Origin of the sequence: Sinorhizobium chiapasense (genome assembly GCF_036488675.1) — a bacterium.
GTDB classification, from domain to species: Bacteria; Pseudomonadota; Alphaproteobacteria; order Rhizobiales; family Rhizobiaceae; genus Sinorhizobium; species Sinorhizobium chiapasense.
This window is the reverse complement of the sequence record NZ_CP133148.1, coordinates 950,668-975,116: the sequence shown is the minus strand read 5'-3', so window position 1 is coordinate 975,116 and position 24,449 is coordinate 950,668. Positions and strand designations below refer to the sequence as shown.

Annotated in this window: 19 protein-coding genes and 1 pseudogene; 5 read left to right on the top strand and 15 right to left on the bottom strand. The window is 61.8% G+C overall.

Features of this window, described 5'->3' with window-relative positions:
- Positions 1-66: 66 nt before the first annotated feature.
- The 8 genes from RB548_RS04650 to RB548_RS04615 form a co-directional block, all read right to left on the bottom strand.
- The gene (locus tag RB548_RS04650; protein ID WP_331373865.1) at positions 67-597 is read right to left on the bottom strand and encodes a superoxide dismutase family protein; all 531 of its coding nucleotides are present in this window, start codon (positions 595-597) and stop codon (positions 67-69) included.
- Positions 598-713: 116 nt separating this feature from the next.
- Entirely contained in the window at positions 714-1,616 is a 903-nt protein-coding gene (gene nadC, locus RB548_RS04645) for a carboxylating nicotinate-nucleotide diphosphorylase (protein WP_331373864.1), read from the bottom strand.
- 54 nt (positions 1,617-1,670) lie between these two features.
- Positions 1,671-3,269 carry an L-aspartate oxidase gene (locus RB548_RS04640; RefSeq protein ID WP_331373863.1) on the bottom strand — a complete coding sequence of 533 codons (1,599 nt, stop codon included), beginning with the start codon at positions 3,267-3,269 and terminating at the stop codon, positions 1,671-1,673.
- A gap of 57 nt (positions 3,270-3,326) precedes the next feature.
- A complete protein-coding gene (gene nadA, locus RB548_RS04635; RefSeq protein ID WP_331373862.1) occupies positions 3,327-4,406 on the bottom strand; it encodes a quinolinate synthase NadA in 1,080 nt (359 codons plus the stop codon).
- A gap of 164 nt (positions 4,407-4,570) precedes the next feature.
- Positions 4,571-5,809, bottom strand: coding sequence for an MFS transporter (locus RB548_RS04630; protein ID WP_331373861.1), 1,239 nt, complete (start codon positions 5,807-5,809; stop codon positions 4,571-4,573).
- 163 nt (positions 5,810-5,972) lie between these two features.
- Positions 5,973-6,824, bottom strand: coding sequence for an MOSC domain-containing protein (locus RB548_RS04625; protein ID WP_331373860.1), 852 nt, complete (start codon positions 6,822-6,824; stop codon positions 5,973-5,975).
- Between the two features lie 79 nt (positions 6,825-6,903).
- Positions 6,904-7,560 carry an HD domain-containing protein gene (locus tag RB548_RS04620; RefSeq protein WP_331373859.1) on the bottom strand — a complete coding sequence of 219 codons (657 nt, stop codon included), beginning with the start codon at positions 7,558-7,560 and terminating at the stop codon, positions 6,904-6,906.
- Positions 7,557-10,376: a DUF2339 domain-containing protein gene (locus RB548_RS04615; RefSeq protein WP_331373858.1), complete on the bottom strand. Its 2,820-nt coding sequence runs from the start codon at positions 10,374-10,376 to the stop codon at positions 7,557-7,559. Before RB548_RS04615 ends, RB548_RS04620 begins: the two co-directional genes overlap by 4 nt.
- A 195-nt stretch (positions 10,377-10,571) precedes the next feature.
- Here RB548_RS04615 and RB548_RS04610 point away from each other — a divergent pair, with 195 nt between their 5' ends.
- Positions 10,572-12,584, top strand: a complete 2,013-nt coding sequence (locus RB548_RS04610) for a PhoX family protein (protein WP_331373857.1) — start codon at positions 10,572-10,574, stop codon at positions 12,582-12,584.
- A gap of 307 nt (positions 12,585-12,891) precedes the next feature.
- Here the strand turns inward: RB548_RS04610 and recO are convergent, their stop codons facing one another.
- Entirely contained in the window at positions 12,892-13,641 is a 750-nt protein-coding gene (gene recO, locus RB548_RS04605) for a DNA repair protein RecO (protein ID WP_331373856.1), read from the bottom strand.
- Positions 13,642-13,860: 219 nt separating this feature from the next.
- On the opposite strand from recO, the gene RB548_RS04600 reads away from it, so the two are divergent.
- Complete coding sequence (locus RB548_RS04600; protein WP_331373855.1) at positions 13,861-14,601, top strand: L,D-transpeptidase; 741 nt, start codon at positions 13,861-13,863, stop codon at positions 14,599-14,601.
- A gap of 4 nt (positions 14,602-14,605) precedes the next feature.
- Here RB548_RS04600 and RB548_RS04595 read toward each other — a convergent pair.
- Positions 14,606-14,942 (bottom strand): annotated as a pseudogene (locus tag RB548_RS04595) (hypothetical protein).
- A gap of 11 nt (positions 14,943-14,953) precedes the next feature.
- Positions 14,954-15,436: an SRPBCC domain-containing protein gene (locus tag RB548_RS04590; RefSeq protein ID WP_331373854.1), complete on the bottom strand. Its 483-nt coding sequence runs from the start codon at positions 15,434-15,436 to the stop codon at positions 14,954-14,956.
- 51 nt (positions 15,437-15,487) lie between these two features.
- On the opposite strand from RB548_RS04590, the gene RB548_RS04585 reads away from it, so the two are divergent.
- The 3 genes from RB548_RS04585 (at position 15,488) to rkpK (ending at position 18,367) form a co-directional block, all read left to right on the top strand.
- Positions 15,488-15,820 (top strand): ArsR/SmtB family transcription factor, encoded by a 333-nt coding sequence (locus RB548_RS04585; protein ID WP_331373853.1) that lies wholly within the window; start codon positions 15,488-15,490, stop codon positions 15,818-15,820.
- Between the two features lie 70 nt (positions 15,821-15,890).
- Entirely contained in the window at positions 15,891-16,916 is a 1,026-nt protein-coding gene (locus RB548_RS04580; RefSeq protein WP_331373852.1) for an NAD-dependent epimerase, read from the top strand.
- A 137-nt stretch (positions 16,917-17,053) separates the two neighbouring features.
- Complete coding sequence (gene rkpK / locus RB548_RS04575) at positions 17,054-18,367, top strand: UDP-glucose 6-dehydrogenase (protein ID WP_331373851.1); 1,314 nt, start codon at positions 17,054-17,056, stop codon at positions 18,365-18,367.
- 119 nt (positions 18,368-18,486) lie between these two features.
- Here rkpK and RB548_RS04570 read toward each other — a convergent pair whose 3' ends face one another.
- The 4 genes from RB548_RS04570 to RB548_RS04555 all read right to left on the bottom strand — a co-directional run bounded on the left by RB548_RS04570 (position 18,487) and on the right by RB548_RS04555 (position 24,206).
- The gene (locus RB548_RS04570; RefSeq protein WP_331373850.1) at positions 18,487-18,801 is read right to left on the bottom strand and encodes a hypothetical protein; all 315 of its coding nucleotides are present in this window, start codon (positions 18,799-18,801) and stop codon (positions 18,487-18,489) included.
- Between the two features lie 246 nt (positions 18,802-19,047).
- Complete coding sequence (locus RB548_RS04565; RefSeq protein WP_331373849.1) at positions 19,048-21,351, bottom strand: Tex family protein; 2,304 nt, start codon at positions 21,349-21,351, stop codon at positions 19,048-19,050.
- Positions 21,352-21,567: 216 nt separating this feature from the next.
- The gene (locus RB548_RS04560; RefSeq protein ID WP_331373848.1) at positions 21,568-22,824 is read right to left on the bottom strand and encodes a cyclopropane-fatty-acyl-phospholipid synthase family protein; all 1,257 of its coding nucleotides are present in this window, start codon (positions 22,822-22,824) and stop codon (positions 21,568-21,570) included.
- Positions 22,825-23,207: 383 nt separating this feature from the next.
- Positions 23,208-24,206, bottom strand: coding sequence for a glutathione S-transferase family protein (locus tag RB548_RS04555; protein ID WP_331373847.1), 999 nt, complete (start codon positions 24,204-24,206; stop codon positions 23,208-23,210).
- Positions 24,207-24,449: the final 243 nt, after the last annotated feature.

The window sequence follows — 24,449 nt, the reverse complement described above, 5'->3', positions numbered from 1 at the left end:
GTTAGAGCGGGATGCGGGCGGAAAACCGCGCATACTTTACCTCATCCCGCTCTAGAGACAACAGACCTATTCGATGATGGCACAGGCCAGTCGGTCACCCGCGTCACCCGCCGGTTGGCTGCGGTTGTCATCGGAACGCGCATGGATCATCAACGCGCGGCCACGAATGGCCGTGCCCTTGTCATCGAGAGAAACGAAGCTGTTGAACACCTGCGCGCGGAGCGTCCCGTCGGCGCCGACATATTGGTTCGGCATGTCGCCGGCGTGCGGACCTTTCGCCGCCAGGAATCCATGTTCGGCGTTCTCATCCTCACCGGCAAAATGCTTGCCCGCCGACTCGAAGCCGCCTGCCGGGTCGCAGCTTCCGACTTCGTGTACATGGAAGGCAACCCAAGTGTTCTTTGGCAGGCCGGTGATTTCCATCTCGATCAGCACGCCCTTTCCGGCCGCCGTCAACGCGGCCCGGCCCGTCTCCTCGCCATCCTTGCCGATGAAATTGGCGACGGCGGTCTGCGATGACTCTTGCGCAGACGCGATCGCAGACGCGGTAGCTGCTGCGCCCGTCGCCAGCGCAACTACGGCTAAGGTTCTGATCATCACCAAATCCTTCCTCGCTCGCGGGAAAGAGGAACCAACGCGCAGATGGTGATGTCGTTCCATCGGAGCGCGGAAGAGTTGTGGTCGGCGATTTCGAGGGCGCCGCTCGCCGCGACCTAGATCGACACATCGAGCCCGATATCGAGCGTCGGCGCCGCCATGGTGATCTTCGATGTGGAGACGTAATCGACGCCCGTCTCGGCAATCGCCCGGATCGTGTCGATCCTGACGTTGCCCGACGCTTCGAGCCGCGTGCGGCGCAGGTCGGTGGCATAGTCGGCCGGGCTAAGCCGCCAATGCTCGGCATTGACCGCAACGGCCTCGCGCAGCGACTCCGGTCCCATATTGTCGAGCAGGATCACGTCCGGTGCAGCAGTCAGCGCCTCGCGCATCTGCGCAAGCCCGTCGACCTCAACCTCCACCTTGACGAGATGGCCGCAATAGGTGCGTGCGGCACGAATGGCGCCCGCGACACCGCCGGAAACCGCGATGTGATTGTCCTTGATCAGTACAGCGTCGTCGAGGCCGTAGCGATGGTTGGAGCCCCCGCCGAGACGAACGGCGTATTTCTCCAGCGCACGCAGGCCGGGGATGGTCTTGCGGGTACAGCAGACCTTGGTGGCGGTATGTGCGATCTCATCGGCGAATTTCGCCGTGTAGGTGGCGATCCCGGAGAGATGCATGAGGAAATTGAGGGCGACGCGCTCTGCGGACAGCAGCCCCCTTGCACGACCGGTTATCCGTGCAATGGCGGTGCCGGGCGCGACGCGATCGCCATCTGCGGCGAGCGCGTCGAAGCGGATCGACGGATCGACCAGCCGAAATGCCGCCCTTGCCAGTTCCAGCCCGGCGATTACACCCGCATCGCGCACGCGCATGTCCGCCGATGCGGTCATATCCGGACCGATCGTCGACAGCGTCGTGATATCGCCGGCGCGGCCGAGATCCTCCAGGAGGGCGGCCCTCACCTGGCCTTCGACCATCAGGGCGGGCAGTTCCGGGCGTAGCGCGGCAGTCATGGGCTTGGCTCCTGTCGGGATGTCATCATAACGCTTGCAGTTACCCTGCCGGCGTCACGCCGGCTCGGTTTCGGCCACTTCTGCAGCCAGGCGTTCGGCCTGCGCCAGCGTCAGATACGTGCGCCGCTGCCATTCGGGGCGGTCGGACGGGCAGTCGGCGCGGAAGTGACCGCCGCGGCTCTCGGTGCGCTGAAGGGCTGCGACGGCGATGAGCTTGGCGGTGGTGATGATGTTGGCGAAGCGCAGGCGGTTGTTGGCACGCTCCAGCGCCGCAATCTCGCGGATCGCCCGCGTCAGGCTCTCGCGTGTGCGAATAACGCCGACGCACTCGCTCATCAGGCTGCGCAGGATCTTGAACGGCGGGCTGTCCTCGACCGTCACCGGATCGTCGTTCTCGCCGGCGTTGTCGCCCCACTCGGTTAGCTTCGGCGCTGGCAGGGTGCCCTTGATGCTTTCCGCGATACGCGCGGCGAAGACAACGGCCTCCAGCAGCGAGTTCGAAGCAAGACGATTGGCGCCGTGAACACCGGTCGAGGTCACCTCGCCCGCCGCCCAGAGACCATCGATCGACGTGCGGCCCTGCCCGTCGGTCAGCACGCCGCCCATGTGATAGTGAACGGCAGGGACGACCGGAATCGGTTGCGTCACCGGATCGATGCCAGCCGCAAGGCAGGAGGCATAAACGGTGGGGAACATTTCCGGGAAATGTTTGCCGACCGCCTTGGTGCAATCGAGGAAAGCGCCACGCCCGGCCTGCACCTCGGCGAAGACACCGCGCGAGACGATATCCCGCGGCGCGAGCTCGCCGTCGGGATGAATATCGAGCATGAAACGATGACCTGCGGAATTGACGAGCACGGCGCCGTCACCGCGCAGCGCCTCCGTAGCCAAGGGCGCTGGGTCCTTGCCAATATTGATCGCGGTCGGATGGAATTGGACGAATTCCGGATCGGCGATGATAGCGCCTGCCCGTGCAGCCATGCCGACGCCCTGGCCGCAGGCCTCCCACGGATTGGTGGTAACGGCGTAAAGATGCCCGATGCCGCCGGAGCAGAGAACGACGGCGCGCGCCGGGAACGAAACGCGGATTTTCGACTGGCCAGCGTCCGGCCTTGCGACGACGCCGGAGATGAAACGTCCTTCGCGCACCAGTTCCTCGACCACGTAGCCTTCGATGACGCGGATAGACGGAGTCCTGCGCACGGCGGCGATCAGCGCTTCCATGATCGCCTTACCCGCCATGTCGCCCCTGACGCGCACGATGCGCCGTTCGGAATGCGCCGCCTCGCGCGAAAGCAGGAGCTTGCCTTCGAGATCCCGGTCGAAGGGTACGCCGTATTCGAGCAGGTCGTGAATGCGCGCCGGACCCTCGGCGACCATCATTCGCGTCATTTTCTCGTCGACGATACCGGCGCCGGCGGTGACCGTATCGGCGACGTGCTTTTCGAAAGTGTCACCCGGGCTCATCGCGGCCGCGATTCCGCCTTGCGCCCAGGCAGACGAGGCGCCGTGCCCGATCGGGGCGGCGGCAAGGATGGTCACCGGACGCGGCGCCAGCTTCAGCGCGCAGAAGAGCCCCGCAAGGCCGCCGCCGACGATGACGATGTCATCGATGCCGTTGAAGGATTGCGGGCGAAAATGGTCTTTCAGCATGGCTCGGTACTCCTCCAGCCGCATGCATGGGTGCCGGGTCGTGTGCCCGGGCATCGACTATTGCTTGAGGTTCACCATGCGCTCGACCGCAAGGCGGGCGCGACCGGCGATTGCCGGATCGACCAGAACCTCTTCCGTCATGTTGAGCAGGCTGTCGAGGATCTTCGGCAGCGTGATGCGCTTCATGTGCGGACAGAGGTTGCACGGTTTGACGAAATCGACGCCCTCGACTTCCGCCTGGATATTGGAAGCCATCGAGCATTCGGTGACGAGAAGCACCTTTTGCGGCCGCTTGTCCTTGACGTAGTTGATCATGCCCGAGGTAGAGCCGGCGAAATCGCAGACGGCGATTACGTCGGGGTGGCATTCCGGATGGCCGATGATCTCGATGCCCGGATTGGCCTCCTTATAGGCGAGGAGTTCCGCCGCGGTGAAGCGTTCATGGACCTCGCAGTGGCCCTTCCAGGTGAGGATCTTCTTGTTCGTCTGGCGCGCGACATTCATCGCAAGGTATTCGTCGGGAATGCAAAGGACGGTGTCGGACTCCAGGCTTTCAACGACCGCCAGCACATTGGACGAAGTGCAGCAGATGTCAGTCTCCGCCTTCACGTCGGCCGAGGTATTGACGTAGGTAACGACCGGCACGCCGGGATAACGTTGCTTGAGCAAGCGTACATCCCCACCGGTGATCGATTCGGACAACGAGCAACCCGCCTTGGCATCCGGGATCAGCACCGTCTTTTCCGGATTGAGGAGCTTCGAGGTCTCGGCCATGAAGTGTACGCCGCACTGCACGATGATTTCGGCGTCGACCTTGGTGGCGTCGCGCGCGAGCTGCAGCGAGTCGCCGACGATGTCCGCAACGCAATGGAAAATATCGGGCGTCTGGTAATTGTGCGCCAGAATGACGGCGTTGCGTTCTTTCTTCAACCGATTGATCGCGTGAACATAGGGAGCATAAGCGGGCCACTCGATGGCCGGGATGAAATCCTTGACCTTCTCGTAGAGATGCGCGGTTTCGCGCGCGATCGCCGGCGTATAGGCAAGATCCGGCTTTTCGATGACGCCAAAGCGCGCGGCCGCGCTGACAAAGGCAGGGGCTGGCGCCGCGGCCGCGCGAAGGTCAAGACTGGTCATCGGGCTCTCCTCTCCCGCCGTTCCCGGCGGTTTCCAATTATGCTCATGTTGAGCATAATTGGGTCAAAACAAAAGCGGCGAAGCCGCGGCGACTGATTTAGAAAGTTTTGTGACAGATTTCAAGAAGGATGCGCCCATTTCGGGCGCATCGATAATGCCGCTGGTCAGGCCATCGCCGGTCTCGCGACGCCCCTCTCCTCGATCGGCCAGTGGACGATGGCAGCAAAAACGCCGAGCGCGACGCCCAGCCACCAGACCGGATCATAGGAACCGAAGCGGTCGTAGAGATAGCCGCCCATCCAGACGCCGAGGAAGGAACCGATCTGGTGGGAAAGAAAGACGATGCCGCCCAGCAGGCCGAGATGTCTCGTTCCGAACATGATCGCCACTAGGCCGTTGGTCGGCGGCACGGTCGACAGCCACAGCAAGCCCATGACGATGGCGAAGATGATGACCGAGGTCGGCGACTGCGGCAGCAGCAGGAAGGCCGCGACGGCGACCGAGCGGGCAAGATAGATCAGCGCCAGGAAATAGGGCTTCGAATAGCGCTGCCCGATGATGCCGGCCGAGAACGACCCGATGATGTTGAAGAAGCCGATCAGCGCAAGCGCAATTACCGCGTAACGGGCATCGATGCCGATGTCGCCGATATAGGCGGGGAAATGGGCAGTGATGAAGGCGACCTGATAGCCGCAGACGAAGAAGCCCGAAACCAGCAGCAGATAGCTTCTATGCCCCAATGCTTCCCTCAGGGCCTCGCCAACGGACTGTTTGTACAGCGTTTCCGACTGGCGGCCCGAGGAAGCATCGCCGCGCAGAGGGATTGCGACAAGCGGGACGAGCAGCATCAGTACGCCAAGATAGACAAGGCTGTCGGACCATCCATAGGCAGAAATAAGCCCTTGGCTGAGGGGCGCGAACAGGAACATGCCGGCCGACCCGGCAGCCGTGCCGATGCCGAAAGCGAGAGAGCGCTGCTCAGGCGCGACGTTCCGGGCGAAAGCGGAAAGCACGATGCCGAAGGAGCCGGACGCGACACCGAGACCGACAAGCACGCCGCCGCCGACATGCAACCAGATCGGAGCATTGGCAAAGGCCATGATGACGAGACCCGCCGCATATAGAAGACCGGACAACGCCAGGACTCGCCAGGTGCCGAACTTATCGGCGATGGCGCCGAAGAACGGCTGGCCAAGACCCCAGCACAGGTTCTGGAGCGCCATAGCGAGGCCGAACGTCGTTCGATCCCACCCCATGTCGGCAAGCATCGGCAATTGGAAGAAACCCATGGCAGAACGCGGACCGAAGGTGAGCATCGCAATCACGGAACCGGCGGCGATGATCAGCCATGGCAGGCTGCTGCGCTCGGAAGCACGGGTTGCGGTGGCGGAAACAGCGGACATGGAGGAGCTCCGATCGATGAGGGGCCATGGCTATGGCAGCTCAAACTGATGAGGGCGCATGCTATGGCGACACTCAAATTGAGGAAAGCCAATTAAATTGACGATGAGATCACAGGAATTGATGCTGCAGCGGCACGCTGCAGCGCCCATTATCGAATGTGCATCAATTGGCGGCACGTAGCTTCATCTGCCAGCGCTCGCTGCGCCGACGGACGACATTGACCTCGTCTCCGAGCTTTAGGGTGCCCTCGCCTCGCGGCACCGCATTCCAACCGAAGAGAACACCCGCCACACGCCGGTCGGCGGACATGCGCTTTTCCGCAAGACCCTGAATCGGATTGCCGCCGATCCGCTCGCCCGTCACCTGGTCCTGCGTGGTCATGATGCATCGGGCACAGGGTTTGACGAGATCAAAGGTGATACCCCCGATCTCCAAGCTTTCCCACCAATCCTCTTCCCAGGGTTCATCGCAATCGATCAGGATGTTGGTGCGGAAACGCTCCATGCCGACCGGCTCCTGGCCCTTCTCGATCAGCGTGCGGTTGAGGTCGGCAAGCGACCCGGTCGTCGTAATGAGGATCGGAAAGCCATCGGCGAACCCGACCGGCGCTGCAACACCCGCCCATTCGGCGCCGACGTAACGCTCCGCCTGTTCGTCCATGTGGACCAGTTTCCCGGCGCGCCCGAACCAACCGGAAAGCACGTCATTGGCCGCATCGTCAGCAACCGCGGCATCAACATCGCTCGACCACACGCGGACATTGAGCCGGCGTTCCGCATCGAAGCGCACGGTGAATTCGCTGCCATTCATTTTCAGGTGCAAGCCGCCGTCGATGTGCGCTGCTTCGACCTGTGCCAGCGCCTGTAACTCGCGCTGGGTGATGAAGTGGCCATCCGGTTCGACCACCATGAAGCGCCTGTCGCCGGCAAGCCCATCGACATTGACCGTCACGACGGTTTGCGGGACGGCGCGGCCGCTCTTCAAGGGGTGGATGTTAAGGCCGGTCACTTTCATGTCGATATTCCCGAGTTCAGAAATTGATTCAGGCCGCTCGCAACCTGATTCACGGAGCGGCGCCAATCCGTTGAAAGATTTAGATTTCATCCAGCAGCATGGCAAGCACGCCACGCAGCCTTGCTTGCCGCTCCGTCGCCAGCCGGCGCCCTGTCGCCGTCTGGAAGCCGTCGGCGAGACGAAAGAGCTTTGTCTCGAAGTGATCGACAGCGAAGGCCTTATCGTCGAGCGGCCGGGCCTCCGCCAGCGGGTCGAGCGGATCGTAGAGCCCGCTGCCCATGCGTCCGGCGATGTAGAAGCAGCGTGCCGCGCCGACCATGCCGATTGCGTCCAGCCGGTCTGCGTCCTGAAGGATTTTCGCCTCCAGTGTTTCGGGCGGCAAGTTGGCGGAAAAGCTGTGCGTCAGGATCGCATGGGCGACGGGCGAAATGTCCGCCGTGCGCCAGCCGAGCCCATCGAGGATTTGCCAGGCCTTCTCGGCGGCAAGCCGGGAAGCCTCGGCACGCTGCGGCGAGTTCTTCTCGACCGAAACGCAATCATGGAGAAGGACGGCGGCTGCGAGAATGCGCATCTCGCCGCCTTCTTCGGCCTGTATGCGCGAGGCGTTTTTCCAGACGCGAATGAGGTGCGAGGCATCGTGCGAACCGTCGCCGTCGGCAAAGGCATGCGGCAAGAGCTTCGCCGCAAGCTCGTCATGAGGCGCAAAGGCGGCGGCCAGCTCCGGAAGGCGTGTCATGCGCGGCTTGTCCTTTCGCTTGCTTCAGTCGTGGTTCTAGCAGCGTCGGGCCGGCCGCCGTTCCCCTTGTTGGAGAGGATCCTCTGGTAGAAGAGACCAATGCCGATGAGTACGCCACCGAGACCGATGAAGGACAGGGCGCGCAGGAAACCTTCCAGGTTCGACATGTCGATAAGGAAGACCTTGAGCACGGCGATGAAGACGAGCACGGCCGAGGCAATGCGAATGCTCTTCGCATTGAAGCGTGAGCCAACGACCAGGAGCAGCACGCCGAGTACGAGCCAGACCACCGAATAGGTGTAGGTTTCCCCCTGGAGAAAGCCCTTCCAGTCCGCGACATTCTCCCCTTGCCAGAAACGGCGAACGCTGAGGCTCGCCCAAGCAAAGGCGAGGATGGCACCACTTACCGCAAGCGCCGCGACATAAGGCCAGGGGCGCTTGTCGCGCGCATACCAGGAGAGGCCGGCGTAAGCGATGCCGGGCAGCAGATAGCCGATGAAGAGCAGATCGAAGAAGGGAATTCTGCCGAGCAGTTCGCCGCTGAAATAGGGATTGAGGCCGAGAAGGTGCGCCGAAAGCACCGACAGCACCGAAACCACGCCGAGCGCCATGCCGCCATAACGGAACACCGGACTCGGCGACCTCGTGTCCAGGGTCATGAAGATGCCGGACGCGCCGATTGCGAGCAGCGTATAAATGGACTGCTCCGCAAGCGTCGGAACGGAGCTGTCCAGAACGCCGCCGTTCATTGCGTGACGGACAAGGATCGCCAGTGTCAGCAATACAAAGAGGCTTGCGAGCGCCTGCAGCAGATTGCGCACACGTGTCGCCCGCGACGCGCGAAGCAGATAGGCGGACGCGACCAGCAGCAACGCCGGAATACCGTAGCCCGGCAGGAGGGCATTGAAGACCGGCGTCGTCGAGAGATCACCGGCTCCGACGATCGTCGGCTCCCAGGCGATTCGCGCCAGAACGACGAGGGCCGATCCGACTGTTATCCAGGGCAGAACGGGCCACGAGCGTGCGCGTGTGGCAAAGGTGTATCCCGCGCCGAGCAGAGCGACCGCAAGAGTTGTAACGAGGCCGTCCGTCCAGGCGTGCAGGCCGAGGACGAAGAGGCCGAAGGAGCCCGCCACCGACAGCCCGCCAGCGGTATCCAGGTCCCTTTGCTCGGCACTTCGGCGGTATAACCACTCCACGAGAACAAGAAGGAACAAACCGCCGATGAAGGCTGCGAGCCCGTGTGGCAGATCGAAGGCGAACTTTCCCGTCATGAGGAAGGACATGGCCAAAAGGGCGTTTGGCACGATGGCGGCAATGCCCGCCCACAGAATGGCGAACTGCGATTGTGCCCCGAGCCGCCTGGCGAGCACCAAGGAAGCCAAAAGGACGAAGCCAGCCGACAGCGCCATGGCGGTCAGCATCGCCGTGCTGCCCGAAACGACGATCTCGGGCTGCGCGCGAGACGGGTCGAGATAGGCAAGAACGTTGCTAAGCGCGGTCAGGCTCCACGTGCCGGCGATCGCGCCGAAGGCGGCGAAGAGAGCTGGATAGACCGCAGTTGCCCGTAGCGTCCCGAGCAGGGCCAACGCTGTGATCACCACGACAAACGCCTCGACCGGAAAGCGCCCGGCGGTCACGGCCGGACTGATGAAAAGGAGCGCGAGAACCGTTGCCGCGATCGCGGCCGAGACGGTGACTGCCGCATGGGGTGGCGCGAACAGCCTTTCCCATGGGCCGGCTACGGTCGCGGCGGCACGCCCCGCCCCCGGCGCGTCCTCTGCTCCTGCCGCTCGTTCAGCGGCGCCGGGCCAGATCAATGCGACGCCTGCGATCATCACCAGGAGTGCAAAAGTAACCGGCGACGCCTCGAAGGGTGTCACGCCCACAACATAGGCGAGCCCCCAGAGGCCAAGTCCGGCATTGGCGAGCGTCGGCACAACCGTCCACTGGCGCAGGCGCGAGGCGCAGAGCGTCGCAAGCCAGGCAATCGAGAGGAAGCCGAACAGCACCCAGGGTCGAGGCTCTGCGCTCGATACAAACAAGGGTGTGAGCAATGAGGCGAGAAGCCCAAGCCCGGCAAGGGCCTGACCATGCAACAGCGACAGAGCCACCGTCACCAGCGAAACCAGCGCCAGCAGTACGAAAGCGGTCGCCGTGCCGATGAAACCGTAGATACCGTGGGCGGCATACACGACGCCAAACAGCGTGACGGCGCCAGCCGCCGTCAGCACGCCCGGGATCATCGCATGACGAAACCTGTCGGCAATCGTCGGCACTGCGCGACGGCGGATCACTTCACCGGCCACCCCAAGCACAAGACCGAAAGCCGCTGCGAGCGTCAGTCGAACGGCCGGGCTCAGCAACCCTGCATCGATCGAATATTGCACCAGGAAGTAACCACCGAGCGCCAGCGCCAGACCGCCGACCCAAACGGGCCACTGGCCGCCGATTCGGCTTTCGAGGCTTTCTGTCGCGGGTGTCGGTGCCCCTGCCATGGCCGCCGCCGCAACCTGCTCATCCTGGCCAACCTGCTTTTCTGTCGCCTCCTCGCTTGAGACCCGCGTGCCTTCTCGCGCGGACCGCGCCCAGGGACCATCCTTCCCTTCGTCTTCAACGGCCATCGCCTCTGGAGCCTGAGTCTCGTCGGCCGCCTGCGAGGGAGCAGGTTCGACCGCAGTCTGTCGCTCGCTCAACCGAGCGATCTCGACCTTCAGCGAATTGATCTCGTTCTCCAGCCGCTCCGCGGTCCTTCGGCCACCGAGAAAGGCGGCAAGCGCCATGGCAAAAGCAACAAAGGCAATGACTTCCAGCATCTTTCCCCCTGGCTGTAGTCTTCGCAGGCTGCTGCGACCATACAGGTTTTCGCACAAGCGCCAAATGTGTTGACAGGCGGGCGCAGCAATCTCTTCACTGAACTGTCGCGGAACTGTCATGAACTTGCTGCTACAGCGGCAGGTGGACGTCGCAGGATAGGCGGCGGCTCTATCGTTCAATGAGGAGAACCGGCAATGGACAAGCATCTCGCCTCAACGGAAGAAACCGAATTCAAGACGCTGACGGAACGCAGAGAGGAACTGGAAGATATCGGCCAGAACTGTTCCACCAATCCGACCATGGGCGATATCATCAATCGCCGTTTCTCGCGCCGCTCCTTCATCGGCGGCTCCCTCGCAGTTGCCGCGATTTCCACGACGGTCAGCCCGCTCGCGCTTCTGACGACCGATGAAGCGCGCGCCGAGGGCGCCACGGCTTTCGACTTCACCGAGGTCGAGGCCGGCGTCGACGAAATGCACCACGTCGCCGACGGCTACGATGCCGATATCCTCTTGCGCTGGGGCGACAAACTCTTCGCCGACAGCCCGGATTTCGACCCGAAGAACCAGACGGCCGCGGCCCAGGAGAAGCTCTTCGGCTACAACAATGACTTTGTCGGCTTCATCCCGCTCGAGGGCAACCCGGATCATGGCCTGCTGGTCGTCAACCATGAATACACCAATGCGGAACTGATGTTCCCGGCCTTCGCTTCGATCGTGAAGGAGAAGGTGACCAAGGACGGCAAGGAAGTCGAAGAGGAAAAGGTTACCCTTGGCGAATACACCAAGGATCTCGTAGACATCGAAATGGCCGCGCATGGCGGCACGGTCATCGAGATCCGCAAGGTGAACGGCAAGTGGCAGCCGGTGCTCGACGGCAAATACAACCGCCGCATCACGCTCAACACCGAAATGCAGCTTTCCGGGCCGGTCGCGGGCCATGACCGTGTGAAGACGCCGTCCGACCCGACCGGCAAGAAAGTCTTCGGCACGGTCAACAATTGCGCCGGCGGCGTCACCGCCTGGGGCACCTACATGATGGCCGAGGAAAACTTCAACGGCTATTTCGGCGGCGAGCTCGCCGATGACCATCCGGAGTTCAAGCAACTGAAGCGCCTTGGAGCACCGGGCGGACAATACGAGTGGTCGAAATTCTACGATCGCTTCGACGTGTCGAAGGAGCCGACCGAGGCCAATCGCTTCGGCTGGATCGTCGAAGTGGATGCTCTCGACCCGACCTCCGTCCCGAAGAAGCGTACGGCGCTTGGCCGCTTCAAGCACGAAGGTTGCGAATCCATCGTCAACAAGGACGGGCGCGTCGTGCTCTATACCGGCGACGACGAGCGCTACGATTACGTCTACAAGTTCGTGACCAAGGGCACCTACAACCCGGACGACCGTTCCGCCAACATGGACCTCTTCGACGAAGGCACGCTCTACGTGGCGAAGTTCGATGAGGACGGCACCGTCACCTGGATGCCGCTCGTCCATGGCGAGGGACCGTTGACCGCCGAAAACGGTTTCGCGTCGCAGGCCGACGTGCTGATCGACACCCGGCTTGCCGCCGATGCGCTCGGCGCGACCAAGATGGACCGCCCAGAGGACATCCAGCCCAACCCGAAGACCGGCAAGGTCTACGTCATGCTGACCAACAACACCAAGCGGAAGGCTGAAGAAATCAACGCCGCCAATCCGCGCGCCAAGAATGCCTTCGGTCACATCATCGAGATCACCGAAACGGATGGCGACTTCGCCTCGCTCACCAGCCGTTGGGACGTGCTTTTGAAATGCGGCGATCCGAGCGTGGCCGAAGTCGGTGCGTCGTTCTCGACGGCAACGACCAAGAACGGCTGGTTCGGCATGCCGGACAACTGCACGATCGACGCAGACGGCAGGCTCTGGGTTTCGACGGACGGCAACAACGAAAAGGAAACCGGCCGCACCGATGGCGTCTGGGCGATCGACACCGAGGGCGGGGCACGCGGAACCTCCAAGCTGTTCTTCCGCGTTCCCGTCGGCGCCGAGATGTGCGGGCCCTGCTTCAACCCGACATCCGACACGTTCTTCCTCGCCGTGCAGCACCCGGGCGACGCCGGCCTTGCGACCTACGAGACGCCGGCTACGCGCTGGCCGGACTTCAAGGACGACCTGCCGGTGCGCCCGGCAGTGGTGGCCGTCACCAAGCAGGGTGGCGGCCGGATCGGCTGATTTTCGACCACGCAACTAGATCATTTCATTGTTTCTTTGAAACAGTGAAGTGATCTAACTCTTTGAAATTACGCAATTCCGGACGGAAAACCGTTACACACTTTTCCTGGAATTGCTCTAACGAACGCCGCGTCCCCGACGCGGCGTTCGGTGCGCCTGTAGCGCCAAGCGTCTCATCAGACGCACAAAAGAGCGCTGTAACGCCTTGAATTGCTGCATGTCTTTATCCTTAAATCGGCTACGATTGAAGAAGCATGCAGCAGGATGTCGATCGGTAGGCCGCGAAGTCAGGCGTCATCCGCCGCGGTCAAGCAGCGGACGGTGGAGAAGATTTCAACGCCTTCAGCGCCGCGTGAACAAAGGCGTCACGCACGGAAGAGGCGTCGAGGCCGCGTGGCTCATAGACATGGCGGTTGAGAAAATAGGCGGTCAGCCGGAACGCGGCGGCGAGGCTGTCGTGGTCGGCCGCCTGGTGCCCACCCGGGGAGAGGAAATCCGGAAGGGCGAGCATGCGTTCGGCATAGCGGGCGCCCGCCTCCCGGCTGACGGCGCGGCCAGATTTGGGCGAGACATAGACGAGCTCCTGACGCGTGCCGGTCGCGGCACATTCCGACAGATCCAGGCCGAAGCCGAGGTCGTTCAAGACCGCGAGTTCGAAGCGCACGAAGAGTTCCCCTGCATCCGCCGGATCCTGGAGATGGTCAACGATGACAGCAAGCGCTTCGTAGAGATGCGGATGGGGATCACGCTCCGGGAGCAGCCGCAACAGCGCGCCGAGGGCCTGGATGCCATAGACCGAGGTCGCCGCTTCCATCAGCCTTGCGGCGCGCAGTTGAAGCGGCTCCACGCGAAACTCGCCGAGATGCTCGTCCAGCCGCGCCCGCCAGGTCACCTCGACGGAGTTGCCGGGCTGCAGCACCGGCTGCATCGTGCGCGACCGGCCGGAGCGCACTAGCCCGAGATGCCGTCCATGCGCTGCGGTCATGACTTCCGCGATGACAGAGCTTTCGCCATGCCGCCGGATGCCGAGTATGATGGCTTGATCGCTCCATTGCATGGAACAGGCATACACCCGGGTCTGAAAGCGGATCAAGCACAGATGCTTCGGCTTCTAACAGGCGGGCGAGTACGGCAATCAAAGGCACTGTCGCCTTTTCGCTACACTGCCGAGTGGCCATATTTCCGCCTTCTCCGCGCCCCCTCGCAGACACTTTTGAGCCGCAAGCCGAGCCTCTCGTTGGAATGCCTCCGAATTACGCAGTCAGCAGGATCAACTATGTGTGTGTCCCGGAACAGAGCCGGCCGCTCGGCGCAGCTCTTAGCCCTTCTCCTCGTTTCATCAGCGCTCGCCGGCTGCGCGACCAGCGGCCAAAATGCCAAGCCGAAAGGGCCGGATCCCTATTACCTCGCAATGTACGGGCCGAAAGCGGAGGAAAAGTTCCCGCTTCCCGCCACCGACATCAGCAAGGTCGAGCCTCGCTTCCTGCGCCAGCAGGTGGCCTATCCCACCTCGGAACCGCCGGGCACGATCGTTGTCGACACCCAGAATCGCTTCCTGTACCTCGTGCAGGACGGCGGCATGGCGTTGCGCTACGGGATCGGCGTCGGCAAGGCGGGGCTAGAGTTCCAAGGCGAGGCGCGTGTCGCACGCAAGGCTGAGTGGCCGCGCTGGACGCCGACTTCGGACATGGTCGCACGCGAGCCGGAGCGTTATGGGCCGCTTGCCGGGGGGATGGAGCCGGGAATCCGCAACCCGCTTGGCCCGCGCGCGCTCTATCTTTTCCAAGGCAACCGCGACACGCTGTTTCGGATCCATGGCACCACCGAGGCCTGGTCGATCGGCAAGGCCGTTTCAAGCGGCTGCATCCGCCTCTTCAACCCGGATATCATCGATCTTTACAGCCGCGTGCCGACCGATACGCGCGTCGTCGTGCTGCAGTCCGAGCCGCCTATGAACGGGCCGCTCGGAGCGCCAGTGTCGGCAACCACCAATGCGGGGCAGCCGCTTTCCATGTAACGCCTCACCAGGCGTCCGGCTCGTGCACCATGTGCACGATATTCGCAGGGTTCATGATCCAGCCGCCACGAAAACCTTCGCCGAGATCCTCGATCGCATTGCAGCGCACGGCTCCGTTCGCCGCGAGATGGTCGAGCGCCTCCTCATGGTCATTGGTGAAGAGCTCCAGCCAGATTTCCGCCTGGCTGTAGTTCGGTGCCTCGTCTATCCAGAGACGATTAGGGCCGAGAACAAACCCCTTGGCCGGCACCTTCTCGTCGGTAGAAGGCAATCACGGCCTCGTATTGATGGCTCGGAACTTTCATGGCGATGTTGAGCCCGCCCTTGATCTGCGTCGACATCGCGCGACCTCCTACGCTTGCGGCTCGAGCGCCGGGTTGCCCGAGAGTTCGCTGACGTAATAACCGTCGCGCAAGTTGATGCCATATTCGAGCCAGGCCTTCATGCAGGCGAGCATCTGCGACCAGCCTTCGCAGTTCATGTAGGAGCTCTTCTGCCCCTGCTCGTTTTCCCGCCAACCGGTTTCGGCAATGGTGACCATTGTTGCGCCGTCATCGAGTGACTTGAAGCGCATCTCCACTGTCGTCCGATAGGGCGCTTCGCCCTCGGCCGCCTTGGCGTCCCAACGGAATACGATTCTCTCATTCGGCTCGACGGCTTCCACCTCGACCGGCACCTCGCCCCACCAGGTCACGGTCGTACCGGCGACCAGTGGTGCGCTGACACCGCCGAGCGTCACGAAGTAGCGGCTGAGCTGATCCGGATTGACGACAGCGTCGAACACCTGATCGACAGGACGGGCGATCCGACCGTTCACGCGAAATTCCAAGGTCATGTCTTCCTCCTTGCCATTGTGTCACGCAATAATATGTTATAAAAATATAACATGTCAACCGATTCGAACGACGATGCCGTTTTCAAGGCGCTGGCCAATGGCTTGCGCCGGCAGATGCTGGACGCCCTGAAAGCCGCACCCCAGACGACCGGCATGCTTTGCGAACAATTCCCGCAGCTCGACCGCTGCACCGTGATGCAGCACCTGAAGGTCCTGGAGGATGCAAACCTGATCCTTGTTCACCGCGAGGGACGCGAGCGGTGGAACCATTTGAATGCGCTACCAATTCAAGCCATTCACGATCGCTGGATCAGCCAGTATGCGGGCCACGCCATGTCTGTCCTGACGGCCTTGCATCGGGGACTCGAAAGCCCGCCCAAGTGACGGATTCGGCTTTCCATCGCTCTGCTTTCTTCGTATGAACTGTGCGACTATGCAATTTGGGGATACCGTCGTGCGCTACCTCATTACCGGCACAGCAGGCTTCATCGGCTTTCACGTCGCCAAACGGTTGATCGACGAGGGCCATTTCGTGGTCGGTTTCGATGGCATGACGCCCTATTACGACGTAACCCTTAAGGAGCGTCGCCACGCGATCCTGAAGCGCTCCAATGGCTTCAAGGCGGTGACGGCGATGCTCGAGGACAGGGCCGCGCTCAACCAGGCTGCCGAGCTTGCTGAGCCCGAGGTGATCATTCATCTCGCGGCGCAGGCGGGCGTTCGCTACAGCCTCGAAAATCCCAAGGCCTATGTCGACTCGAACCTCGTCGGCACCTGGAACATACTGGAACTTGCGCGCGCGATTGGCCCCAAGCACCTGATGCTCGCCTCGACGTCCTCGATCTATGGCGCCAACGAGAAGATCCCCTTTTCCGAGATGGACCGTGCGGACGAGCCGCTGACGCTCTACGCGGCAACGAAGAAATCGATGGAATTGATGGCGCATAGCTACGCCCATCTCTACAGGGTGCCGACGACAGCGTTCCGCTTCTTCACGGTCTACGGGCCGTGGGGACGTCCGGACATGGCGCTGTTCAAGTTCGTGGACGCGATTTACAACGATCGGCCGATCGACATCTACGGCGAGGGCCGGATGAGCCGGGACTTTACCTATATCGACGATCTCGTCGAAGGCATCCTCAGGCTTTCGCATGTTGCGCCGGCCGAGGAAAATCGCGTCCCAGCGGCAAAGGCGAAAGACACACTCTCCCATCAGGCGCCGTTTCGCGTTGTCAATATCGGCGGCGGCCAACCCGTCGAATTGATGACTTTCGTCGAAACGATCGAAAAGGCTGTCGGCCGGCCCGCCATCCGCAACATGCTTCCGATGCAACAGGGGGACGTTCCCCGCACCTACGCTTTACCGGACCTGCTCGAAGCGCTGACAGATTTCAAGCCGTCGATTTCGGTCGAGGAAGGTGTCGCGCGCTTTGCAGAATGGTATGAGCAATACTATCGTAAGACCGGCCAGATCGCGTGAGCCGTATTGCCAACAAGGTTGCCGCAAAACCTCAGATCGGGCTTAAAATGGTCGCAAATTGGTCTATTTCGCCTTTGATACACGGACTTATCTAACCGACATCCCCAAGAAAAACCCACCAAACAAAGGAAGAACCGATGAAAATCACGATGATCGGCGCCGGCTATGTCGGCCTTGTTTCGGGCGTCTGTTTTGCGGATTTTGGCCACGACGTGATCTGCCTCGACAAGGATGAGAGCAAGATCGAGGCGCTCAAGCAGGGGCAAATCCCGATCTTCGAACCGGGCCTCGACCATCTTGTCGCCAGCAATGTCGCGTCGGGACGCCTGAGCTTTACGACCGACCTCAAGTCCGCCGTCGCAGAAAGCGATGTGATCTTTATCGCCGTCGGCACACCGTCGCGGCGCGGCGACGGGCATGCCGATCTTTCCTACGTCTATGCCGCCGCCCGGGAGATCGCCACCTATCTCACCGGCTTCACGGTAGTCGTGACGAAGTCGACGGTTCCGGTCGGAACAGGTGACGAGGTCGAGCGCATCATTCGCGAAACCAATCCGGAGGCTGATGTTGCCGTTGTCTCCAATCCGGAGTTCCTGCGCGAGGGTGCAGCGATCGAGGACTTCAAGCGGCCGGACCGCATTGTCGTCGGTCTCGACGCCAATGACCAGCGGGCACGCGACGTGATGACCGAGGTCTACCGCCCGCTCTATCTCAACCAGGCGCCGATTGTCTTTACCACGCGCCGCACCTCCGAACTGATCAAATATGCCGGCAACGCCTTCCTGGCGATGAAGATCACCTTCATCAACGAAATGGCCGATCTCTGCGAAAGGGTCGGCGCCGATGTCCAGGACGTCGCCCGCGGCATTGGCCTCGACGGCCGCATCGGCTCGAAGTTCCTGCATGCCGGGCCGGGTTATGGCGGCTCCTGCTTCCCCAAGGACACGCTGGCACTCGTCAAGACCGCGCAGGACCACGACAGTCCGGTTCGGCTCGTCGAGACGACCGTTGCTATCAACGACAACCGCAAGCGTGCGATGGGCCGCAAGGTGATCGCCGCCGCAGGCGGTGATTTGCGCGGGCGCAGGGTCGCGGTCCTCGGCCTCACTTTCAAGCCGAACACGGACGACATGCGCGACAGCCCGGCGATCGCGATCGTGCAGACCCTGCAGGATGTCGGTGCCAAGGTCGTCGGCTACGATCCCGAAGGGGTCGAGAATGCCCGCAAGCTCATCGACGGCATGGATTATGCGACCGATCCCTATGATGCGGCAGCGGATGCCGACGCGCTGGTCATCGTCACCGAATGGAATGAATTCCGGGCGCTCGATTTCGCACGGCTCAAGAACGTGATGAAGACGCCGCTGCTCGTCGACCTGCGCAACATCTACCGCAAGGACGAAGTGGCACGGCACGGTTTCGGCTATGCCAGCATTGGCAGGCCGGACTGATCGCGAGGGAACTTCCGGAAAATTCGCGTAGAAGCGAGGCGCTTTTCACGTGACGGCGTATTCAACTACCGTCGCGTGACAGTGTAGCACAGATACCTGTCGGGCGGAGCTTTCCGCGTCTACGCCTTCGGACCCAACTGCGGCATCGGGTCCCAGCTCTTTCCGGCGAGAATGACGCAGCTTCGGCCCGAGACGTCCGTGACGATCAAGGTCCAACTGCCATTGTCGGCCGCAAAAACCTCCATGACAGCCTGCGGGTTGATCAATCCGATCGCTGCAGGCTTCTCGTCATATTTCTGCGCAAGGAATTCGATCACCTGGGACCGCTCGGCACAATTCGCGATTGCCTGCGAGTCCGCCGGATAGGGATGTGCCGTCACTGCTACAGCCAATATGATGGCTCTCGTGAGACCGCGGATCACATTGCCTACCATGAGGCACCTCCTTTCGCCGGGAATTCCCGGCGGAAGAGGATTTCCGCTGACCTGTTCCGCCGTGGACCGGCATTCTATGGTCGACACCCGCTCGCGACCGGAGACCGGTGTCGCCACGAGAGGAGTATGACGGAAAGCAGGTTATATTTCAATTAGCTAATATATAGATCGTTCACCTGAAAGCCGCCATGCCAACAGTCGATGATGAAGAAACCATCGTTGGCATTGGCCGTTCCACTTTGCCGATCACTTTTGTTTCATCGCCGCCATCAACGCGGCGCCAAGCGCACCTTGAGCAGGCGCTTGCGATCGCGACTGGCGCTCGGCCGTGTTGCGGGTGCCGCCGCCATTCGACGCCGGTCCCCTCGCCTCGCGGCCCCTTTCCGCGCCGCCGTCCCTGCGCATCGTAAGACCGATGCGCTTGCGGGCAACATCGACTTCGGTGACGCGCACCTGCACGACATCGCCCGCCTTGACGACCTCATGCGGGTCCTTGACGAAGCGATCGGCCAGTTGCGACACATGGACAAGGCCATCCTGATGGACGCCGATGTCGACGAATGCGCCGAAGGCCGCGACATTCGTCACGGTACCCTCGAGTTGCATCCCGACTTTCAGGTCGTTGATGTCATCGACGCCGTCGGCAAAGGTCGCCGTCTTGAAGCTCGGGCGCGGATCGCGGCCCGGCTTTTCCAGCTCGGCGAGAATATCCCTGACCGTCGGCAGGCCGAAACGGTCGTCGACAAAAGCACGCGGATCGAGCTTCTTCAGGGCAGCGCTGTCGCCCATCAGTGACCGGACGTCGCGACCACAAGCGGCGACGATCTTTTTCGCGATCCCGTAGGCCTCCGGGTGCACCGAGGACGCATCGAGCGGCTCGGTTCCGTTAGATATCCGCAGGAAGCCGGCGCATTGCTCGAAGGTCCGGGCACCAAGACGCGATACCTTCAAAAGTTGCTGACGGCTGGAAAAGGGCCCGGTCGCGTCACGGTGCGCGACGATCGCTTCTGCGGAGGATTTGCCGAGTCCCGAGACGCGCGCCAGCAACGATGCCGAGGCGGTGTTGAGATCGACGCCGACGGCGTTCACCGCATCTTCGACGACCGCGTCGAGCGAGCGACTGAGCTTCGACTGATCGACATCGTGCTGGTATTGACCGACGCCGATCGATTTCGGCTCGATCTTCACGAGCTCGGCAAGCGGGTCCTGCAGCCTTCGCGCGATGGATACGGCGCCGCGCAGCGAAACATCGAGAGTGGGAAATTCGGCCGCAGCCGTTTCGGACGCGGAATATACCGAGGCCCCTGCCTCGGAGACGATGACCTTGGTGGGCTTCGGCGCCGGCAGCTGCGTCAGCATGTCGGCCACGAGCTTCTCGGTCTCGCGGCTGCCGGTGCCGTTGCCGATGGCAATCAGTTCCACGTTGTGCTTGCGGATGAGCGACGCGAGTTCCGCCTGGGTCCCGCGAATATCGTTCTTCGGCGGAAAAGGATAGACCGTTGTCGTGTCGAGCAACTTGCCGGTACCGTCGATGATCGCGACCTTGACCCCGGTGCGGATGCCCGGATCGAGCCCCATGGTCGCGCGCGAGCCGGCGGGCGCGGCGAGCAGCAGATCCTTGAGATTGCGCGCAAAGACGCGGATTGCTTCCTCTTCGGCCCGCTCGCGCAACTCACGCATCAAGTCCAGCGAGAGCGACATGGAAAGCTTGACGCGCCAGGTCCAACCGATCACCTCCGCGAGCCACTTGTCACCGGGCAGGTGTCTGCCGACATTGTAGGCAGCCCCAATCATGCGCTCGACCGGCTTCACCGACGACGTGTCGTCCTGATCGACGACGATATCGACCGAGAGGGCCTCCTCGTTCCAGCCGCGCAGCATCGCAAGGGCGCGATGGCCGGGTGCTGTCGCCCAGCGTTCGGAGTGATCGAAATAGTCCGAGAATTTCGCACCCGCATCCTGTTTGCCGTCGACTACTCTGGCGCGCAGGAAGGCCGCATCCTTCATGTGATTGCGCAGACGCCCCAACAGGTCGGCATTTTCAGTCATGCCTTCGGCGATGATGTCACGTGCGCCGTCGAGCGCCGCCTTGATGTCCGCTACATCGGCCGTCAGGAACGCCCCGGCGCGGTCGGACGGTGCAACCGACCGGTCGGCCAGAATCGCCTCCGCCAGTGGTCCAAGCCCCCGCTCCCGTGCAATCTCGGCTTTGGTCCGCCGCTTCGGTTTATAGGGCAGATAGATATCTTCAAGCTCTGCCTTGGTGACGGCAGCGGCAATCTTGCCTTCGAGCTCGTCGGTGAGCTTGTCCTGGCCGCGGATCGACTCGATGATCGAGTTCCGGCGTGCCTCGAGTTCACGCAGATAAGTGAGCCGTTCCGAAAGCACGCGCAGTTGCGTGTCGTCGAGGCCGCCGGTCACCTCCTTGCGATAGCGGGCGATGAAAGGCACCGTCGCTCCCGCGTCGAGCAGGTCGACGGCGGCGGCAACCTGGGCGGGGGTTGCCTTGATCTCGCTTGCGATGATGGCTGCGATGGGCTTTGCGGTCATTCTACGTTCCGTCTGCTGTTTGCGAGCGGACCATACTGACGCAGACCATCAAGGCCAAGTGAAGGCCGATGCTCTCCCGGCCGAACTCCACAGAAGATGGATGAGGATACCTGCCGCTCCACTCACCGGAAGCAGGATTGCGCGAGCCCTTGCCTTCTGCCCGTATGCGGAGAGAAGGCAAGGGCCGCGGAATGCGGCACGGATCCTATGCCGGCTCTACACGGCAACCAGTTCCAATCGCCGGCGGGTTCTCTCGAATTCGAGCAGTTCGCGCTCCTTTTGAGCGATATAGTCCCGCGAGACCGGCACCGATCCCAGCGATGGCGAAAGCTGCAGCTGGAAGACGAAGTGCTTGTCGTGGAGAAAGGCGGTTTCCGAGGCTGCGAGATAGAACTCCCACATCCGGAAGAAGCGTTCGTCATAGAGCCTGACCGCTTCCTCCCGTTTCGCCACGAAGCGCTCACGCCAGGCTCTCAATGTCCAGGCGTAGTGCATCGGCAGGATCTCGATATCCTTGACCAGCAATCGCGTACTCTCGACCGGCGGCAGCACCTCAGAGAGAGCCGGGATATAACCGCCGGGGAAGATGTATTTCTCGATCCAGGGATTGGTGGCCCAGGGCTTGTAGATCTGGCCGATCGAGTGAAGCAGCATCACCCCTTCGGGTGTCAGCAACTCTTTCATCTTGCGGAAAAAGTTGCCGTAGTTGCCGATGCCTACGTGCTCGAACATGCCGACGGAGACGATGCGGTCGAACTGCCTCCCCTCCATTGTCCGGTAGTCCTGCAGCTCGAAGCGCACGCGGTCGGCCAGCCCCCGTCGCGCCGCGCGCTCGCGCGAAACCTTCAGTTGCTCCTCGCTCAGCGTGATGCCGGTGACTTCGACGCCGGACGATTCGGCGAGATACATCGCCATGCCGCCCCAGCCCGAACCGACTTCGAGCACCTTCTGGCCGGGCTCGAGCAAGAGCTTCGCCGCGATGTGCCGCTTCTTGGCGCGCTGGGCCTCATCGAGCGAAATTCCCGGCGGATGGAAATAGGCGCAGGAATATTGCCAGTCCTCATCGAGGAAGAGGTTGAAGAGCTTCCCGTCGAGATCATAGTGGTGGGCAACATTGTGGCGATTGCGGTTGCCGGGGAGCCGGCTCTTGAGTTGCTGACGCAACACATGCAGCAGCGCCACGATCGTATTTCGGAAGGTCGCGGCGTTTTCGAGGTCGTTGCTCTTGGCAATGGACAGCACGTCGAAAATATCACCTTCCTCGACGAGGACGCGACCGTCCATATACATTTCACCGAACTTGAGGCCGGGGTCGCTCAGGATGGCTTTTTCAGCCTCAGCATCGGCGATCCGTATGGTGGCGGGCTTGCCGGTGCCATCCCCGAGGACCACCTCTTCGCCCGATGAGAAAATAACCGTCAGTTTGCCCTTTTGGACAAGACGGCGGAGCATGTTCAACAATCCCGCATTCATATCCTACCTCAGCATCAGACCTACACGGACACATCGTTCTTCCGCACAGGAGACGCTCGGAAGGTTCGATCAGCTTTCGGAGGATATGCGCGCAGGCATGCGCTTAAGAAACGGTGCCGGACGCATCCTGAGAAGCGAGAACCGACTTGGCAACAGCCCCACGGCTTCCGTCAGGCAGGGACGCCGGAAGGTCGCCGTGCACCGGGAATTTCGTCAGGCTGGCCCACCGGGCTCCTATCCATCAGAACTTCCATTAACTTAGCGGCGTTCCACGGTTTATCAATGGGGCTCTTTGTGGCCCCTCAAAGATTTGCTTCCTTAGTAAATTCGAAGATGACGCCTTGTTCGGGCTGATCAAGGGGCGGACAAACGTTCCCCATTCGCTAACGCGTGAATACGCCGAGGCCGCGAAGGCGGTTGCGGTCGTGCGGCCGGTCGAAATCAAGCACAGGTCCCGCCGGAACAATTCCGGTCGGATTGACATGGCGGATGCCGTAGTAGCCTCGCTTGATTTGGTCTATGCGCACAGACTCGCGGATACCCGGCCACTGATAGATTTCGCGCAAATAGTTCGAAAGCGACGGGTAATCCTCGATCCGGCGGATGTTGCACTTGAAGACGCCGTGATAGGCGGCATCGAAACGGATCAAGGTGACGAAAAAGCGAATATCCGCCTCCGTGAGATACGCGCCGGCAAGATATCGATTCTGAGCGAGATGCCGCTCCAGTTGGTCGAGCATGTCGAACAGGCCGAAGACCGCCTCGTCATAGGCTGCCTGCGTCTTGGCGAAACCGGCGCGGTAGACGCCATTGTTGACGCGGGCATAGATCGGGTCGTTCCAACGATCGATCTCCGTACGCAGGGCGGCGGGATAGAAATCCAGACGATTACCGGTCAGATCGTCGAATGCCGAATTGAGGATGCGAATAATGTCGGCCGATTCGTTGTTGACGATACGGCCCTCTTTCATGTCCCACAGCACCGGCACAGACACCTTGCCGGTGTAATGCGCATCGCTCGCCGTGTAGAGCTGATGATGGTATCGAATCTCCCCGACATGCCCACCGGCGTCGACAGGCTGATCGTAGGTCCAACCATCTTCACCCAGAACGGGTTCGGCGACCGTCAAACCGACAATGGCTTCAAGGCCCTTGAGGTTGCGCATGGCGATCGTGCGTGAAGCCCAGGGGCACAGATAAGAGACAAAGAGCCGGTAGCGCCCTTTTTCCGCCGCCAATGCCGGTTGCCCATCGGGACCGGACCGCCCGTCGGACGTGACCCAGCTGTGGAACCGAGTCGGTTCACGATGGAAGGCACCGTCCTTCATCTCACTGGCGGCGACGTCACCCTTGACCCATTTTCCATTGACGAGCTGCGGCATTAGAGTCCTCCTGCTGCATGTTTCCTTAAATCGTAGCCGATTTAAGGATGAAAACATGCAGCAATTCAAAGTGCTACAGCGTCCTTTGCGCGTCGGATAGACGCGCGGCGCTGTAGGGGCGTTGCCTAAACCGGCACCGATGGCTTAGGTTCCACAGGGTTGATTTCCGGTCAATTGCGCGCGGAGGTGACAGATCGTTCGCAATCCGTGCGCCTGCGTTCGCATCATCCTCAGGCCACGTTG

What these genes read in the sequence shown, in the direction of transcription:
- RB548_RS04650 (WP_331373865.1), bottom strand. Translation starts at nt 597, where the DNA reads ATGATCAGAACCTTAGCCGTAGTTGCGCTGGCGACGGGCGCAGCAGCT.
- nadC (WP_331373864.1), bottom strand. Translation starts at nt 1,616, where the DNA reads ATGACTGCCGCGCTACGCCCGGAACTGCCCGCCCTGATGGTCGAAGGC.
- RB548_RS04640 (WP_331373863.1), bottom strand. Translation starts at nt 3,269, where the DNA reads ATGCTGAAAGACCATTTTCGCCCGCAATCCTTCAACGGCATCGATGAC.
- nadA (WP_331373862.1), bottom strand. Translation starts at nt 4,406, where the DNA reads ATGACCAGTCTTGACCTTCGCGCGGCCGCGGCGCCAGCCCCTGCCTTT.
- RB548_RS04630 (WP_331373861.1), bottom strand. Translation starts at nt 5,809, where the DNA reads ATGTCCGCTGTTTCCGCCACCGCAACCCGTGCTTCCGAGCGCAGCAGC.
- RB548_RS04625 (WP_331373860.1), bottom strand. Translation starts at nt 6,824, where the DNA reads ATGAAAGTGACCGGCCTTAACATCCACCCCTTGAAGAGCGGCCGCGCC.
- RB548_RS04620 (WP_331373859.1), bottom strand. Translation starts at nt 7,560, where the DNA reads ATGACACGCCTTCCGGAGCTGGCCGCCGCCTTTGCGCCTCATGACGAG.
- RB548_RS04615 (WP_331373858.1), bottom strand. Translation starts at nt 10,376, where the DNA reads ATGCTGGAAGTCATTGCCTTTGTTGCTTTTGCCATGGCGCTTGCCGCC.
- RB548_RS04610 (WP_331373857.1), top strand. Translation starts at nt 10,572, where the DNA reads ATGGACAAGCATCTCGCCTCAACGGAAGAAACCGAATTCAAGACGCTG.
- recO (WP_331373856.1), bottom strand. Translation starts at nt 13,641, where the DNA reads ATGCAATGGAGCGATCAAGCCATCATACTCGGCATCCGGCGGCATGGC.
- RB548_RS04600 (WP_331373855.1), top strand. Translation starts at nt 13,861, where the DNA reads ATGTGTGTGTCCCGGAACAGAGCCGGCCGCTCGGCGCAGCTCTTAGCC.
- RB548_RS04590 (WP_331373854.1), bottom strand. Translation starts at nt 15,436, where the DNA reads ATGACCTTGGAATTTCGCGTGAACGGTCGGATCGCCCGTCCTGTCGAT.
- RB548_RS04585 (WP_331373853.1), top strand. Translation starts at nt 15,488, where the DNA reads ATGTCAACCGATTCGAACGACGATGCCGTTTTCAAGGCGCTGGCCAAT.
- rkpK (WP_331373851.1), top strand. Translation starts at nt 17,054, where the DNA reads ATGAAAATCACGATGATCGGCGCCGGCTATGTCGGCCTTGTTTCGGGC.
- RB548_RS04570 (WP_331373850.1), bottom strand. Translation starts at nt 18,801, where the DNA reads ATGGTAGGCAATGTGATCCGCGGTCTCACGAGAGCCATCATATTGGCT.
- RB548_RS04565 (WP_331373849.1), bottom strand. Translation starts at nt 21,351, where the DNA reads ATGACCGCAAAGCCCATCGCAGCCATCATCGCAAGCGAGATCAAGGCA.
- RB548_RS04560 (WP_331373848.1), bottom strand. Translation starts at nt 22,824, where the DNA reads ATGAATGCGGGATTGTTGAACATGCTCCGCCGTCTTGTCCAAAAGGGC.
- RB548_RS04555 (WP_331373847.1), bottom strand. Translation starts at nt 24,206, where the DNA reads ATGCCGCAGCTCGTCAATGGAAAATGGGTCAAGGGTGACGTCGCCGCC.